General features: G+C 72.6%; 13 protein-coding genes. 4 read left to right on the plus strand and 9 right to left on the minus strand.

The genetic code is table 11. The features are described from left to right. The first annotated feature begins 192 nt into the window (after nt 1-192). Nucleotides 193-1,155, plus strand: coding sequence for a helix-turn-helix transcriptional regulator (locus AB0L06_RS07275; protein ID WP_500230043.1), 963 nt, complete (start codon nt 193-195; stop codon nt 1,153-1,155). A 78-nt stretch (nt 1,156-1,233) separates the two neighbouring features. Here AB0L06_RS07275 and senB read toward each other — a convergent pair whose 3' ends face one another. Both senB and senA read right to left on the minus strand, forming a co-directional pair. Further along, on the minus strand, nt 1,234-2,184 hold the full coding sequence (gene senB, locus AB0L06_RS07280; protein ID WP_500230044.1) for a selenoneine biosynthesis selenosugar synthase SenB: 951 nt from the start codon (nt 2,182-2,184) through the stop codon (nt 1,234-1,236). Further along, entirely contained in the window at nt 2,181-3,470 is a 1,290-nt protein-coding gene (gene senA / locus AB0L06_RS07285; RefSeq protein WP_500230045.1) for a selenoneine synthase SenA, read from the minus strand. Before senA ends, senB begins: the two co-directional genes overlap by 4 nt. 186 nt (nt 3,471-3,656) lie before the next feature. On the opposite strand from senA, the gene AB0L06_RS07290 reads away from it, so the two are divergent. Beyond that, nucleotides 3,657-5,393 carry a M64 family metallopeptidase gene (locus tag AB0L06_RS07290; protein ID WP_500230046.1) on the plus strand — a complete coding sequence of 579 codons (1,737 nt, stop codon included), beginning with the start codon at nt 3,657-3,659 and terminating at the stop codon, nt 5,391-5,393. Between the two features lie 81 nt (nt 5,394-5,474). On the opposite strand, the gene AB0L06_RS07295 is transcribed toward AB0L06_RS07290, so the two are convergent. The 5 genes from AB0L06_RS07295 to lexA form a co-directional block, all read right to left on the minus strand. Next, nucleotides 5,475-6,236 (minus strand): ABC transporter permease, encoded by a 762-nt coding sequence (locus tag AB0L06_RS07295; protein WP_500230047.1) that lies wholly within the window; start codon nt 6,234-6,236, stop codon nt 5,475-5,477. After that, the gene (locus AB0L06_RS07300) at nt 6,236-7,063 is read right to left on the minus strand and encodes an ABC transporter ATP-binding protein (protein ID WP_500230048.1); all 828 of its coding nucleotides are present in this window, start codon (nt 7,061-7,063) and stop codon (nt 6,236-6,238) included. Before AB0L06_RS07300 ends, AB0L06_RS07295 begins: the two co-directional genes overlap by 1 nt. A gap of 29 nt (nt 7,064-7,092) precedes the next feature. Next, a complete protein-coding gene (locus AB0L06_RS07305; RefSeq protein WP_500230049.1) occupies nt 7,093-7,524 on the minus strand; it encodes an SHOCT-like domain-containing protein in 432 nt (143 codons plus the stop codon). Nucleotides 7,525-7,932: 408 nt separating this feature from the next. Next, nucleotides 7,933-8,652 carry a hypothetical protein gene (locus tag AB0L06_RS07310; RefSeq protein ID WP_500230050.1) on the minus strand — a complete coding sequence of 240 codons (720 nt, stop codon included), beginning with the start codon at nt 8,650-8,652 and terminating at the stop codon, nt 7,933-7,935. Between the two features lie 142 nt (nt 8,653-8,794). Next, nucleotides 8,795-9,466: a transcriptional repressor LexA gene (gene lexA, locus AB0L06_RS07315; RefSeq protein WP_500230384.1), complete on the minus strand. Its 672-nt coding sequence runs from the start codon at nt 9,464-9,466 to the stop codon at nt 8,795-8,797. 293 nt (nt 9,467-9,759) lie between these two features. Here lexA and AB0L06_RS07320 point away from each other — a divergent pair, with 293 nt between their 5' ends. Then, entirely contained in the window at nt 9,760-10,638 is an 879-nt protein-coding gene (locus AB0L06_RS07320; protein ID WP_500230051.1) for a S1 family peptidase, read from the plus strand. Nucleotides 10,639-10,744: 106 nt separating this feature from the next. Here the strand turns inward: AB0L06_RS07320 and AB0L06_RS07325 are convergent, their stop codons facing one another. Next, a complete protein-coding gene (locus AB0L06_RS07325) occupies nt 10,745-11,641 on the minus strand; it encodes a LysR family transcriptional regulator (protein WP_500230052.1) in 897 nt (298 codons plus the stop codon). Between the two features lie 94 nt (nt 11,642-11,735). Here AB0L06_RS07325 and AB0L06_RS07330 point away from each other — a divergent pair, with 94 nt between their 5' ends. Further along, nucleotides 11,736-13,121: an MFS transporter gene (locus AB0L06_RS07330; protein WP_500230053.1), complete on the plus strand. Its 1,386-nt coding sequence runs from the start codon at nt 11,736-11,738 to the stop codon at nt 13,119-13,121. Nucleotides 13,122-13,197: 76 nt separating this feature from the next. Here the strand turns inward: AB0L06_RS07330 and AB0L06_RS07335 are convergent, their stop codons facing one another. Beyond that, complete coding sequence (locus AB0L06_RS07335) at nt 13,198-14,016, minus strand: DUF6923 family protein (RefSeq protein ID WP_500230054.1); 819 nt, start codon at nt 14,014-14,016, stop codon at nt 13,198-13,200. Between the last annotated feature and the right edge of the window lie 17 nt (nt 14,017-14,033).

Consider the following 14,033-nt stretch of genomic DNA (forward strand, 5'->3'; position numbering starts at 1 on the left):
ATGGTTCTGCGGTGAGGTGATCGCCCTGACCTCCGTGCGCCCCCCGGCCGCCGGCCGTCCCGCCCCGCCCCGCCGTCCAGCGAAGCGAACGCGCCGGTCGGAGGCAACCGATGCCTTCGCCGTGCGGACACTGGGTGCGCCTGGTGGACAGGGCGTACGGTGGCGGCCCCGGTGGGTGAGCGGAGGCCGCGCATGGAGGCGCGCAGGGACGGCGGTCCGGTGACGCGCACCGAGCTCGTGACCGGCGACGTCGACGAGGCCCACGGCTATCTGGGCCGGACCTATGTCGGCCACCGGCCCCGGTTCAGCGGGGACCGGGCCGCGTTCCGGTTCCGGGCGGCGACGGCCACCGAGGGCCGTCTCTCGCTCGGCCGGATCACGCACACGCTCGGCACCCGGCTGGTCACCGACCCGCGCGACTTCCTCGTCGTGGTGAGCGTGCTGGACGGGGCGTACGCGGTGGAGGCGGGACGGGACGAGGCGCGGGCCGTCCGGGGCGGGTTCGTGGCGCTGCCGCCGGGCGGCCCGGCGCACGCCCGCTGGCCCGGCGCGGAACTCGGTATGGTGGGCATCACGCGGCCCGCGCTGGCGCGGGCGGCGCTGGAGGTCCTGGGCGCGCCGGTGACGCCGGTGCTGGCCGGTCCGCTGTCCGGGGACCGGGTGCGGCGGTGGTGCGGGGCCGTCCGGTTCGTGTCGCACGAGCTGCTCGACGAGGCGTCCGGCGCGGTGGGCCCGCTGCTGCGGTCGGAGGCCGTCCGGCTGCTGTCGGCGGTGTACCTGACGACGTTCCCGGTGCTGGTCGGTGAGCATCCTGGGGCGGACCGGACGCTTCCGGCGGCGGTGCGGCGGGCGCGCGCGTTCGTGGACGAGCACGCGCACCGGGACATCGGCCTGACGGAGATCGCCGAGGCGGCCCGGACGAGTCCGCGCGCCCTGCAGGACGGGTTCCGGCGCGTCCTCGGGACGACGCCGACCGCGTACCTGCGGGAGGCGCGGCTGGACGGGGCGCACCTGGCGCTGCGGGCGGCCGACCCGACGTCCGGCGACACGGTCGCGGCGATCGCGCGGGGCTGGGGTTTCGCGCACCTCGGCCGCTTCGCCGCCGCGTACCGGGAAAGGTTCGGCCGGACGCCCCGCGAGACCCTCCGCGAGTGACGAGGATCATTCCCGCAAGGGTCCCGGAATGTGATGGAGATCATTCCGGAGGTGCCGCCGGATTCCGGACGTCCGGGTCTACCTGCAGCCGATCTCGGCCAGGAGCTCGGCGATCGCCTGCCGTTCGATGGCGGGGTCGACCATCGGCGCGAGCGTCTCGATGTGCCGCATCAGGGCGTTGTGGAAGCCGGGGTCTCGTTCGGCCCGGTGCAGGGTCTCCGCCAGGGCCGCGGTGTCGCCGGGCGGGTAGTAGCCGGGGTAGTCCTCCCCCAGGAGGCCGACCGAGCCGGAAATCCGGGACGCGACGACGGGGACGCGCGCGGCCAGCGCCTCGGAGATGACGTTCGCCCCGCCCTCGTGGAGTGAGGTGAGCGCGAGGACGCGGCTGCGGGCGAGGATGTCCAGGGCGCGTTCGCGTTCGACCTGGCCGAGCCAGTCGTAGCGGAAGTTGCGGACGGCCTCGGCCGCGAGGGTCTCGGTGAGGGCGTCGTCCCGGCCCTCGCCGACGTGGGTGACGCGGACGCGTGAGTCGGCGGGCAGCAGGCGCGTCGCCTCCGCCAGGCGCAGCGGATCCTTCACCGGACGGACGTGGGCGAGGAACGCGACCTCGAACCGGTCGTCCAGCGGCGGACGCGGTGGGATCGCGGGCACCGACTGCACGATCACCCGCGTCCGCTCCGCCAGGGCGGGCCCGACCTGGCGGAGTCCGTGCGGCTGGAGCACGATCAGCCGGTCGGCCAGCGCCAGAACGGAACGGTCCACACCGGTGGCGTCCAGGTCCGGGTAGAGGTCGGTCCCGGTCAGCGCGATCACGATCGGGGCGTGGGGGTGCTCGGCGTGGAAGGCGCGCACGGCGTCCGCGCTCTTGCGGGCGTGCAGGGCGAGCAGCGCGGTGTGGTCGCCGCTCCGGTGTCCGCCCGCGACCTCCACCCGGTGGCCGAGGTCGTCGAGGATCCGGGCCCAGCGGCGCGCGGACACTCCGTTCCCGTACGTGCTGCCTGGCGTGGTCGGGGTGACGAGGAGGATCACGGGGAGACGGTACAGGTGCGCAGGCCACCGAGGATGTCCCGGCGGTCCTGCGGGAAGTAGTTGCGCATCGTGGTGCGGACGAACCGCCCGCGGGTCGCCCAGGAGCCGCCGCGCAGCACCTTGCGCCGCCCGAAGAACTGCTCGGAGTTCTCGGCGTAGGCGTCGCGCTCGAAGTTCGGATAGGCGGTGAAGTCGCTCGCCGTCCACTCCCAGACGTTCCCGATCATGTGGCGGCAGCCGGACGGGCCGTCGCCGTCCGCGCAGGCCCCGACGTCCGCGGGACCGGCGCCGCGCCAGTCCGTCGCGGCCTGCTCTGCGGTCGGCGCGTCCTCGCCCCAGGGGTAGGCGGCATGCCCTCCGCCGGTCGCGGCGAACTCCCACTCGGCCTCGGTCGGCAGCCTGCGGCCTGCCCACCGGCAGTAGGCGTCTGCCTCCCACCAGCACACATGGCCGACCGGGACGTCGGGTTCCAGGTCGAGCCAGCGGTCGAAGTGCCGCCGCTGCCACCCGCCGTCCGGTGCGGGACGCCAGTACAGCGGACGCGTCGCGCCCGTGGCGGCCAGCCAGGCGCCCTGGTCGCCCCACAACCGCGTGTCGGTGTAGCCGCCGTCCTCGACGAAGGCCGCGAACTCCGCCTGCGTCACCGGTGCCCTGGCGATCGTGAACGGCTCGACCCGGACCTCGTGCGCCCACTTCTCGTTGTCGTAGACGAACGGGTCGGACATGAGCGCGCCGAGGACGAACCGCCCGCCGTCCAGCCGGACGTCGCCGGGCAGCGCTCCCCCGCCCTTCGGGGCCGGGCCGTCGGTCAGGCCGGGCAGCTCCGGGGCCGGGTGGCCGAGGCCCTGCCGCGTGTAGGTGAACGCCTCGGTGTGCGTGTCGTAGTGATGGACCGTGTAGCGCGCGAAGTGCCGCAGCACGTCCGTCGCGTCCGTCCGGAGGACGCGCTCGGCGACACGTTCGGCCACCGCGCGCATGTACGCGACGGTCTCCGCGCAGGACGGCAGGGCCAGCCGCCACCGGGTGTCGTGCGGAATCGCGCCGGAGTCGTAGAGCGCGTCGCCGAACGGCAGCATCGGGTCCTCGCCGCACGCGTCACGTAGGACGAACTTCTCCTGAAACCACGCCAGATGCCCGATCTCCCAGATCAGCGGGTTGACCGTCGGGAGCAGCGGCCCCACCATCCGCTCGTCGTCGAGGTCGGCGACCAGCTGGACGGCGCGCTCGCACCCGTCGGCCACCCACCCGGCCAGGACCTCGTCCGCCACCGCCGAAACCCGCCCCATGCCGCCTCCCGGTCGCCGCTGCGGAGCCGCTTCTGCCGCGTCCCTCCACCGAGCGTGTCAGCGGACGTCCCGGCACTCCGAGACGTGACCGAAAGTGGCCTGTTGATCCATTTTTCACCGATTCCTTGTCGGCCGGGATGGCCCGGAGGCGGTGGGCTCGACCATGATCGGCTCAGGAGGTCAGCCATGCTGAAACGCGCGGCCGCCGTCGTCACGGCGGCCATCACTCCCCTGTCCCTGGTCGTCGGTGCAGTGCCGGCGCGCGCCGGCGAGCCCGCCGCGACGGTCGTCCCCGTCCAGGTCACCGGGGATCCCGCCAAGCGGTTCAACCTGGTCGTGCTCGGCGACGGGTACACCGAGGCCGACATGCCGGCGTTCCGGCAGAACGTCGACAAGCACCTGAACGTGCTGTGGAGCATCGAGCCGTACAAGTCGTACCGCAGCTACATCAACGTGTACCGGGTGGAGATCCCGTCGAGGACGTCCGGCGTCAGCTGCGACCCGGGTGTGAACGACGCCAAGAAGGACACGCCGCTCGGGATGTCGTTCTGGAGCGGCTGCCAGGCGGACGGCATCCAGCGGCTGCTCGTCATGAACGAGGACGCGGCGAACACGTACGCGGGCCTGGTCAAGGACGTCCCGGCGGCGAACCGGCAGATCCTCGCGCTGGCCAACAGCAGGACCTATGGCGGCGCGGGCGGCACGTACGCGACCGCGTCCGGCGGCAACGCCATGTCCGCGCTGATCTCCCCGCACGAGCTCGGCCACTCGGTCGGCGGGCTGGACGACGAGTACGACTACTACTACCGGGGCGTCCCCGGCGGGACGTACACCGGTCCCGAGCCCGACTCGATCCATCACACGCTGCTCACCGAGGCGCAGATGCGCGAGCAGCACAAGAAGTGGTGGCGCTGGCTCGGCGAGCGCAGCGAGGCGGGCGGGACGATCGGCCGCCACGAGGGCGGCATGTACTACAGCAAGGGCGTCTGGCGGCCGAGCGAGCACTCGATCATGAAGAGGCTCGGCTACTACTACGACCAGGTCGGCCGCGAGCGGATGACGCAGGCGATCTCGGCGAAGGTCGACCTCATCCAGGACTCCACGCCCGAGGGCACGGTCGGCGCGGACCGGGTGCTCTGGCTGGAGACCCTGCATCCCGTCGACCACGCGCTGCGCGTCGCCTGGACCGTCGACGGACGTGCCGTGCGCGCCGGCCACGATCTGGACCTGCGGGGTCTGCGCCTGAAGAGCGGCGTGCACCGGGTGAGTGTCTCGGTGGACGATCCGACCGGGTTCATCCGCGATCCCGCGGTCCGGGCGTCGTTCGCCAGGACGCGTTCCTGGACGGTCGACACGTCCGTGCGGACGCCGCCGGACGCCACGTCCCCCGGCTTCACCACGACGACGCCGACCGATCGTCCCGTCGGCGCGCACAGCGTCATCGCCGCGGAGACCACGCACCCGGCGACGTCCGCGCCGCGTGTCGAATGGCGGCTGGACGGACATCCCGTCAAGGCCGACCGCGACCTGCGCCTGCCGTCACTCCGTCCGGGGACGCACCGGGTCACCGCGTCGGTCGGCACGGAGACCAAGGCGTGGACGGTCGACGCCACGCCACCGACCGTGAGCGCCGAGGCCCAGCAGCCGCCCGCGGGCGACCAGCTCACGGTGAAACTCACCCCGACCGACGACCAGCCCGGATACGTGGTCGCGGAGTTCCGCGTGGACGGCGACGGTTGGTACAACTACTACGGCTGGCCGACGGACTCGACGCGTCCGTTCCTGTTCACCAAGACGGGGACGAACATCGACGACCTGATCTACGGCAAGCTCGCCTCCGGACGCCACACGATCGAGTACCGCGCGATCGACGCCGCCGGGAACTACGGGAAGCCGCGCAGCTTCACCGCCACCCTGCGCTGACCGCCCGGAACGGGAAGGTCCACCCGGCGTCCGGTGCGAACCGGGCGCCGGGTGGACGGACCGCGCGGGCAGGGCGGGGACTCAGGTGATCTTGCGGCGGTAGGTGAACGTGGCGAGGCCGTAGGCGACCACGAGGACGCCGAGGCACCAGGCGAGGGCCGTCCAGATGTCGTCCCCGACGGGCTTCTGGGCGAACAGCTCGCGGACGGTGTCGACGATGGACGTCACCGGCTGGTGCTCGGCGAAGGCGCGCACCGGGCCGGGCATGGTGTGGGTCGGCACGAACGCCGAGCTGACGAACGGCAGGAAGATGAGCGGGTAGGAGAACCCGCTCGCGCCGTCCGGCGACTTGGCGGTCAGCCCGGGGATGACGGCGAGCCACGTCAGCGTCAGGGTGAGCAGGATCAGGAGCCCGGCGACCGCGAGCCACGCCGGCACCCCGGCCCCCGAGCGGAAGCCCATGAGGAGCGCGACGAGCACGACGACCACGAGCGAGATCACGTTGGCGACCAGCGAGGTCAGCACGTGGGCCCACAGGACGGACGACCGCGCGATCGGCAGGGACTGGAACCGTTCGAAGATGCCGCCCTTCATGTCCAGGAAGAGCCGGAACGCGGTGTAGGAGACGCCCGAGGCGATCGTGATGATCAGGATGCCGGGCAGCAGGTAGTTCACGTACCTGCCGGTCCCGGGCTGGATCGCACCGCCGAAGACGTAGACGAACAGCAGCATGAAGGCGATCGGCATGACCGAGGTCGTGATGATGGTGTCCGGGCTGCGCAGGATGTGACGCAGGGAGCGGCCGAGCAGGGCGGAGGTGTCGCCGAGGAATCGGGGGGCCATCACTGTTCCTGAGGGGTCGCGGCGGAGGCGCCGGTGCTGGCGTCGGTGTCCTTGTCGCTCTTGTCGCTCTTGTCGCCGACGATGGCGAAGAAGACGTCCTCGAGCGTCGGCTGCTTCTCGACGTACTCGACCTCGGCGGGCGGGAGCAGCTCCCTGAGCTCGGTGAGGGTGCCGTTCACGATGATCCGGCCTTGGTGGAGGATCGCGATCCGGTCGGCGAGGTGCTCGGCCTCGTCCAGGTACTGCGTCGTGAGCAGCACCGTCGTGCCGCGCCCGGCGAGCTCCCGGACGGCGTCCCAGACCTCGATGCGCGCCTGGGGGTCGAGGCCGGTCGTCGGCTCGTCGAGGAAGATGACCGGCGGGTTCCCGACGAGGCTCATCGCGATGTCGAGGCGGCGGCGCATACCGCCGGAGTACGTCGCCACCCGCCGTGCGGCCGCGTCGGTGAGCGAGAAGCGTTCGAGCAGGCCGTCCGCGATCCGGCCCGGGTCCTTGAGGCGCCGTAGCCGGGCGACCAGGACGAGGTTCTCCCGTCCGGTGAGGATCTCGTCCACGGCCGCGAACTGGCCGGTGAGGCTGATGGACTCCCGGACGTCCGCCCCCCGCGTCGCGACGTCGAAGCCGTTGACACGGGCCGTCCCGGCGTCGGCCCGCAGCAGCGTGGCCAGGATGTTCACGACCGTGGTCTTGCCCGCCCCGTTCGAGCCGAGCAGGGCGAAGATGCTGCCGCGCGCGACGTCGAGGTCCACGCCGCGCAGCACCGTGAGCTTCTTGTACGCCTTCTCCAGCCCCCGCACGTGGATCGCCGGGGCCTGACGCTCGGTCATCGAACGGTCCTCCCTCTCTCCGGCCGCGGTCATTCGCAGAACACCTGCACCTTGCCGCTCGGGTCGTCGACGTCGACGCGGACGCCGCCGAGCTGGTCGACGAACTCCTCGACGTCCTGCGGCTTGAGCTCGGTGAGGTCGATGGGCACCCCGGACCTGCTCAGCTCCTCGTTCACCTTGGCGAGCGCCTGCGGCGGGACGAGGCTCGCGAGGCGGACCCCGGCCCGCAGCAGCTGGAGCGGGATCCGGATGTTGACCCGGCTCGGCTCGGCCCCGCCGGTCTCGGCCTCCGCGTGCACGACCACGCGCAGGTACTTCGGACGGGGGTTCGGGTGGGACGCGGCCCCGGACGGGGTCTCGGGCCGCTCCGGCTCGAGGGCGTCGATCAGCCGCTCGGCCTCGTCCACGGTGATCCTGTCCTCCGCCAGCAGGCTCAGGACCTGGCGGTGCTGCTCGTCCATGTTCTCGCTTCTCCTCATGTTCGCCTGAGAGTTCGTCCGGCGCTGACGGGCGCTCCCGTCCGGACGGAAGGGGTGGCGCACGAGCGCGGCGAGGAACACCTGGTCGTCGCCGCCGTGCTCACACCTCAGTTGTACATTGAGTTTTTTAACTCTGCAACGCCAGATTCTTGATTTCCTTGAACTTAAGGTTCGAAATTTTTGATCCGAGTGCGTTTTGCCTGCTCAGAAGGATCCCGGCCGCAGGGCACGTCGAAGCCGCGCCGGACGGCACGGGCCGGCTCGTCCAGATCGAGGGGTGGCCCGGCGGCGCGCAGGGGTGTGCGGCGGTGAAGGAAGCCGCGACTCATGCGGCGGAACGCCCAGGTCGGCGAGGCGCGCTGGGCGGGGCGGGGCGGGACTATGCGGGGGCTAGGAGCCCGCGAGGGCCTTGGGAGGGAGGGAGATGTCGGGCAGCGGCGGTGCGGGGTGGGCGCCGATGATGCTCAGCAGGGCGGTGGCGCGGTCGGCGCTGTTCGGCAGGGAGCGGGCGAGGGCGGTGGCCTGCTTCAGGAGGCGGGCGGCCAGTGGCGGGTCGCCCGCGGCGGCCTTGGCGATCTCGGCCAGGGCGCCGACGCGCGCGACGGGGTTGCCGATGGAGGCGGTCGTCCGGAGGGCGCCGGGAAGGTCGCCCGCGGCGACGGCCGCGACGACGGCGTCCAGGCTCGCCCAGTCGCGGTCGAGGGGGTCGTGCTGGTCGTGGACGGCCTCCCGGACCTCGTTCGCCAGCGCCAGGGCACGGTCGCCCCGGTCCGCGACCGCGAGGCCGCGGATGACGGTGAGGAGCAGGCCCGTCCGGACGTGGGGTTCGGGGGCGGAGCGGGCGACGCGTTCCGCGCGCTCGAAGTCGTTCCTGGTCACCGCGTTGCGGAGCAGTTCGTTCTGGACGAGGGAGCGCACGTGCTGGTCGGCGATGCGGGACAGGGCCGCGTCGGCGTGGTCGAGTGAGCCTCCGGCGTCGGCGATCCTCGCGATGTCGGCGAAGGCGAGGTCCCGGTAGCGCGCGGAGTCGATCGTCAGGGCGAGCGCGTGCGCGTGGGCGAGGTCGCCACGCGCCGCGTTCGTGATGATGAGGTCGTGGCGATCGCTCACTCGGCGGTCAGCCGCCCACGTGCACGGAGAAGCATGGGTAAAGGAAACCCCATCCGATGGTCTGCCGCCAGCATCGACGTGCCGGTGTCGACCCGCCGGACGGGGTCGCGCCCTGCCGTGTGGGCGAGGTCGCTCCGGTGGCTCAGACGCTGCGGAGCACGGAGACCACGACGCCCAGGATGGTGGCGTCGTCGCCGTCGATGTCCTCGTAGGCGGGATTGCGGGGCTCCAGGACGACGTGGCCGCCGCGGCGGCGGAAGACCTTGACCGTGGCCTCGTCGCCGAGCATCGCCGCGACGATCTGACCGGAGTGCGCCTCGGGCTGCTGCCGGACGACGACCATGTCGCCGTCGCAGATCGCGGCGTCGACCATCGAGTCGCCGCGAACGCGCAGGGCGAAGACGGTGCCGCGGCCGGTGAACTCGCGGGGCAGCGCCAGCGTGTCGTCGACGTGCTCCTCGGCGGAGATGGGCGCCCCGGCGGCGATGCGTCCGACGACGGGCACGGTCACCGCGGTGTCGGCGGGGGCGTGGTCGCCGGGCTCGCGGAGGAACGTCCGCACGTCGATCGGACGGGACACCGAGGACGACCGGGTCAGGAAGCCCTCGTCCTCCAGGGCCCGCAGGTGGCGGGAGACCGAGGACGTCGAGCGGAGCCCGACGGCGTCGCCGATCTCGCGCGTGCTCGGCGGGTACCCGTGCCTGACCACCCAGTCACGGATCGTGGCGAGGATGCGCTGCCGCCGCTCGGACAGGGCCGACACGTCCAGGCCCCCGAAACCGTCGAGATCATCGTAGGTGGTCACGTGCGGAATCGTAGAGGCCCCCTCTGACAACCCGCGGGACGCCCGTGTCACGGCGCGCGTCCCGCGGGCCCGTGGCGCGTGGCCGTGGACCGTGGCCGTGGACCGTTCCGCAGGCATGTGAGGCGTGCGAGGTGACTGGCGCTATCTGTCGTAATGCCGGGTTCTTTACTGGCACATTTCGGATCTTCCGGGCTTCGTGCTGCTGATCTAGCATCACGCTGACATCGCTTGGTCCCGAGTCCTGACACCCCGCCGCGGACCGCGGCGGAGACCGTCCCCCCGCCCGAGAGGACCCGATCGACATGACCCGACGTCTCATCGGGGCGGCCGTCGCCGCCCTCACCGCCGGCGCGCTCCTCGCTGGCCCCGCCGTCGCGGCGAACGCCGACCCCGCGCCGACCGCTCCCCGTCCCGCGCGTCCCGCCCCGACCGCGCCGCTGGCCGCGACGGACTACCACGCGATCGTCGCGCTGAGCAACTGCTCGGGCTCGGTCGTGCGCGGTCCCCTGTCCACCGACAACGACCCCGCGCTCGTCCTCACCAACGGCCACTGCAGCGAGCTCGGCATGCCCGGACCGGGCCAGGTCGTGGTGAACCACAGCTCCTCGCGGTCGTTCAGCCTGCTGAACAAGACCGGGACGGGCACGCTGGCCACGCTGCGCGCGTCCCAGATCGAGTACAGCACGATGACCGACACCGACGTCACGCTGTACAAGCTGCGCTCCACGTACGCGCAGCTCAAGTCCCAGTACGGCGTGGACGCGCTGCGCCTGTCGACGAACCACCCGACGGCCGGGACGGTGATCAGCGTGGTGTCCGGGTACTGGCGCACCACCTACAACTGCAGCCTCGACGCGTTCGTGTACCGGCTGCACGAGGCGGACTGGACCTGGAAGGACTCGCTCCGCTACACCGCGTCCTGCAACACCATCGGCGGGACGTCCGGCTCCCCGGTCATCGACAACGCGTCCGGGCAGGTCGTCGGGGTCAACAACACCAGCAACGAGAACGGCGAGACCTGCACGCTCGACAACCCGTGCGAGATCGACCAGAACGGCGCCACGACCATCCACCCGGGCATCGGCTACGGGCAGGAGACCTACCTGCTCGCGCAGTGCCTCACGGCCACCAACGACATCGACCTGACGCAGGCGGCCTGCCAGCTGCCCAGGCCCGCCTGACCCCCTCAGGCGGGTGAGTCCGGCCGGTGGGTCCGGCTGGTCGCCCCGAGCGGCCCGGGTGTTCGTGTTCGCCCCGCGAACGCCCGGGCTTCGCCGTTCCCCGGGGTCAGGCGTCCCGGACGGTGCGGCCGGAGATGTGCTCGAGGAAGCGGTGCAGGGCGGGGTTCGGGTTGTCGCGGGACCACGCGAGCGTGATCGGGACGGTCGGGACGGGATCGGCGAACCGCCTGATCAGGACGCCCGGAACGTGCAGGGCGGCGGCCTTGCCCTCGGTGATGAAGCCGATGCCGCGCCCCTGGGCGACGGCGTGCAGCATGTGCTCCTCCTCAGGCTCGGAGTGCGCGACGTCCGGGCGCACGCCCTCGCCGAAGACCTGGTCGAGCATGCGGTCCCACATGCGCGGGCCGTGCTCGCGCGGCCAGTACACCAGGGGGCGGCCCGCCACGTCCGCGCGCCGGAGCCGGCGCTTGCGCGCGAGCGGGTCGCCGCTCGGGACGGCCGCGACGATCGGCTCGTCGCCGATGGTGCGGAAGGCGAGGTCGTCGCGCGGGTCGTCCAGCATCCGCAGGAACGCCGCGTCGATGGAGCGCTCGCGCAGCCGCTGCTCGTCGCGGGCGGTGAAACCGCTGGTCACCCACACGTCCACGGCGGGGTGGGCGGCGCGGAAGGTGTCGACGAGCTCGGTGACGACGCTGCGCGGCGCGGACCTGGTGAGGCTGATCGCCAGGCGTCCGGCCTCCCCGGCGCCGTAGCGGCGGGCCAGGTCCACGGCGGCGTCGGCGCGGGCGAGGATGTCCCTGGCGGCGGGGAGCAGGGCCGTCCCGGCGTCGGTGAGCGCCACGCCGCGCCGGTTGCGCGCGAACAGCTCGACGCCGAGCTCCCGTTCGAACGCCCTGATCTGCTGGCTGAGCCCGGGCTGGGCGATGTGCAGCCGCCGCGCGGCGCGGCCGTAGTGCAGTTCCTCCGCGACCGCGGTGAAGTACCGGAGATGCCGCAGTTCCATGCACCTCACCCTACCCGCTGTGATCACTGCGGCTTATCACAGGCGAAGATCCTGGACTTGGACGCGGCAGCGCCGCGGGTGGCGGAATGGTCCCATGACTCAAGTGATCACCCCCCGTCCCCCGGACGTCGCCGCGGCCGCCTCGAGGCGCCGGTGGGTCGCGCTGGGCGCGGTCCTGCTGGCCACGTTCATGGGCGTGGTGGACGCGGCCATCGTGACCGTCGCCGTGCCGTCCATCCAGGACGGCCTGCACGCCACGTTCGGCGAGGCGCAGTTCGTGGCCGCCGGGTACACGCTGGCCTACGCGGTCGGGCTGGTCACCGGCGGACGGCTCGGCGACCGGTACGGCCGACGCCGGACGTTCCTCACCGGGGTCGTGCTGTTCGTGCTCGCGTCGGTGGCGTGCGCGGCCGCGCCGTCCGCGCTCGCGCTGGTCGGGGCGCGGGTCGCGCAGGGGCTGGCGGCGGCGGTCATGCTGCCGCAGGTGCTGTCGATCATCCAGGACGGGTTCACCGGACGGGCCCGGGCGACCGCGCTCGGCGCCTACGGCGCGACGATCGGGCTGGCGTCCATCGCCGGGCAGGTCGTCGGCGGCGCGCTGCTCTCCTGGAACCCGCTCGGCCTGGAGTGGAGGTCGGCGTTCCTGGTGAACGTCCCGATCGGGGCCGTCGCCCTGGTCGTCGCGAGCCGGACGGTGCACGAGAGCCACGGCGCACGCGCCCGGATCGACCTGGTCGGGGCCGGGCTGCTGGCACTGGCGCTCGTCGCGTTGCTGCTGCCGCCCGTCCTCGGGAAGGGGTGGCCGCTCGTCGCCGCCGGGGTCGCGGTCCTCGCGGTGTTCGCCCGGGTCGAGCGGCGGCAGGCCGATCCGCTCGTGCCCCTGCGGCTGCTGACGCAGCGGCGGGTCGTCCGGGGGCTGCTCACCGTCCTGGCCTTCTACACGGGCACGGCGGGGTTCTTCCTGCTGCTGGCCTACCACCTGCAGGCCGGGCTCGGCCTCGACCCGCTGGGCAGCGGGCTGGTCTTCGCGCCGCTCGGCGTCGGCTTCGCCGTGACCAGCCTGGCCGGACGCCGCCTCGGCGGGCCCGCCTTCGGCCCCGTCCTGATGACGGCCGGTCTCGGCGGGGTGCTGGCGGTCGTCCTGGCCGTCCCGCAGGACGGCCAGACCGTCTGGCTGCTGCCCGCCCTGGCCCTCTGCGGGGCCGGGCAGGGGCTGGTCGCCCCGCCGCTCATCGGCACGGTGCTCGGGGAGGTGGACCCGTCGGACGCCGGGGCCGCGAGCGGTGTCCTGCTGACCGCCACCCAGATCGCGAACGCCACGGGCGTCACGCTGATCGGCGGCCTGTTCGCCCGCGCCCTCGGTTCCACCCCCGGGACGTCCGGGCTCCCGTTCACGAGCTACACGCACGCGACGGCCGTGACGGCCGCGGCCGTGCTCGTCCTGGCCGCGGTCACCGGCCTGCTCACCCGCAACCGCTGAAACACGGACGTCGCGCAGCACCCGCGTGCCGAGGTGGCCGCCGCCCTGAGCCGGAGGCTCGGGCGGCGGACGCGGGTCACGGCCGGTAGTGGCGGAAGTTGACCGAGAGGCGGTTCGGGGCGACGTCCAGGACGTGCATCAGGGAGCCGTCCGGGCGCGGGAGGAAGGTCAGGGCCTCGACCTCGGTGCCGGACGGGAGGCTCGGCGTGAGGACCTGGGTGACGGCGCCGGTGTCGAGGGCGATCTCGTAGACGGCCTTGGTCCCTCCATCGGACGAGGCGTAGAGGTGGCCGTCGTAGACCTTCGCGCCCTGGACGTGCGGGATGGGCTGGCTGAGCGGGATGCGTTTGACCAGATGGCCGTCCGTGAGGCTGTAGGCGTTGATGGCGGTGGCGTCGTACTCGGAGGAGAGGAGGTAGCCGTCGCCTATGGCCGTCCAGGGGACGCCGTCGCGTTGGATGTCCTGGGGCAGGGAGAACGCGGTGCCCGTGTAGGCGAGCGTGGCGGCGTCGTAGATGGCGATGTAGGGGTGCTGGTACTTGCTGCCGTCCTCGATCGGGGCGTACAGCTTGCCGTTGTAGAAGTCGATGCCGCCGATGTGGTTGTCGCCTTGGAGTGCCAGCTGGGCGGGGATGGCCGTGGGCTTGGACGCGAGGGTCTTGCCGTCCAGGGAGACCTTGCTCAGGCCGTACTGCCAGGAGAAGTACCAGACGCTGCCGTCCGTCGTGACGCCCTGGGAACGCTGAAGGGCGTCGGTCAGGTAGTAGGTGTCGTTGGAGACCTGCTGCCAGGCGTCGGCGGACGCGGGCGCGGCGGTGAGGGTGACGGCCAGGGTCGCGGCGGCCAGGAGGCTCGGGACGCGTCGTCTCATCGGTTTCGGCGGGGGCGTGCGCATGGGAGCCGCTCCTCGAA

The organism is Spirillospora sp. NPDC052269 (assembly GCF_040679435.1).
GTDB lineage: Bacteria > Actinomycetota > Actinomycetes > Streptosporangiales > Streptosporangiaceae > Spirillospora.